The 1,860-nt window shown below is 60.1% G+C and carries 2 protein-coding genes; both read right to left on the minus strand.

Annotation, left to right across the window (positions count from 1 at the left end; translation table 11 throughout):
* Nucleotides 1–658, minus strand: a 658-nt coding sequence (locus HP546_RS29800; RefSeq protein WP_178126844.1) for a hypothetical protein, incomplete at its 3' end; no start/stop codon positions are given.
* 124 nt (nt 659–782) lie between these two features.
* On the minus strand, nt 783–1,860 hold a 1,078-nt coding region (locus HP546_RS29805; protein ID WP_172233333.1), incomplete at its 5' end, for an ATP-binding protein.

A 1,860-nucleotide genomic window follows, 5' to 3' on the forward strand; every position in this document is an offset into this window, starting at 1 on the left:
CCACGCTATCGTCAATCTGGCTGTTTTCGATATTGTGATGTTGCAGAAATGCTGCGATCGGACTTAGTACAGCCGCCAGTAAATCGTCGAGGGTATAACCTGCCATCGGAGGCAACACGTTCGGGGTAAGTTCGAACGGCGCGCTTACGTAATCCGAGTATTCGTCACGCACCAGTTCCGCCTTCTTCCCCATCAGCTCTTCAGGGTTGGTTAGCGTTTGGTCATTCAGCCTGACGATATGATCATGTATGCCCCACGCCGCCTTGTCGGTAAACGCTCGCACAAGATCATCGCCCTCGTTCATCAGCGGCGAGCCCTGCAACGATTCGAACGCCGACTGCGCGGCAAAGCTGCCCAGCTGCAGCGCCATGCTGCTGATATTGCGCGCGCGGGTTTCCGGGTGTTGATACGGCGTCTGGTACCAGGTCGAAATCTGGTACTCGATGCCCATCCGTTGCAAGTCGGCCCACAAGTGGGTGACCAGCGCGATGCTGGTTTCCCGAATGAACCCGGGGTCGGCTTGCAGCGCCTCAAGGAAGGCCACAACAGGCGTGTTTACCACTTCGAGCAGGTTTTCGTTGGTATACCCAGGCATCGGCGGGAAGACGCCATTCGGTAATTCGATATCTTGCTGGGCTGGTTTGGCCGGGTCTTGCATCCGAAACTCCATTTTCTTGAAGAACACTAATTGCCATTAAATTGGCATCACTTATGATGCCATTTGAATGTCGCCCGGAAATATTATCGACCCGGGTAATCAAGTGCAAAGCATGGCTTTGTCATCAGCCCTTGCGTACCGCCTGGCGGACTTTCCCAAGCAACTCTGCCAATTGAAAAGGTTTCAACAGCATATCCATGCCAACCCCTAGAAACGCCTGGCGGTCGAGTGCCGCATCCGCATAGCCGGTCATGAACAACACCGGCAGATCCGGCCGGTAGCCCCGTGCCAGGTCAGCCAGTTCGCGGCCGCTCAACGTCGGCAAGCCGACGTCGGTCAGCATCAGGTCCAGGTTGGAGTCGCCGCCCAATAACGCCAGCGCTTCGTCGGTGGTCGAGGCCAGGCTGCAGCGATACCCCGCATCGGTCAGCGCCTCGGCCACCGACAGGCGCACGGAGGCCATGTCCTCTACCACCAGCACGTGCTCGCCGTTGCCTTGCAGGTCCAGACCGCTGTCGCGCTCGACGTGTACAGCGGCCTCGGCACTGGCGGGCAGCATCAGCGTCACTTCGGTGCCCTGCCCGACCACACTGCTCAATACCACATGCCCACCCGATTGGCGGGCGAAGCCATAGATGGTCGACAAGCCCAGGCCAGTGCCCTGCCCCACGGGTTTGGTGGTGAAGAACGGGTCGAAGACTTTCTCCAGCAGTTCGGGCTGGATACCGCTGCCATCGTCGCGCACGCTCACCGCAATGTACGGGCCATCCAGCAGGTTGGGGTTGCCGTGGGACCAGGTCGCGGCAGTGTTGACCCATATCTGGCCGTTCTTGCACAGCGCATCGCGGGCGTTGATGACCAGATTGAGCACGGCGCTTTCCAGCTGCACCGGATCGACCAGGGCAATGGCTGGCTGGGGCGACAATTCCAGGGTCAGCATCACTCGCTCGCCAATGGTGCGCGTCAGCAGCTCTTCCAGCGAACGCACGTGCCGGTTGACATCGATCGGGCGGGTGTCCAGCGGCTGCTGGCGGGCGAAGGCCAGCAGGCGGTGGGTGAGCGACGCGGCGCTGGTGGCCGAACTCAGCGCGGCCTCGGCGTATTTGGGCACCATCTCGACACGGTTTTGCGCCACCCGTTTGCGGATCAGTTCCAGGCTGGTGATGATGCCGGTAAGCAGGTTGTTGAAGTCGTGGGCGATG

The organism is Pseudomonas sp. CM25, assembly GCF_013179705.1.
Classification (GTDB): domain Bacteria; phylum Pseudomonadota; class Gammaproteobacteria; order Pseudomonadales; family Pseudomonadaceae; genus Aquipseudomonas.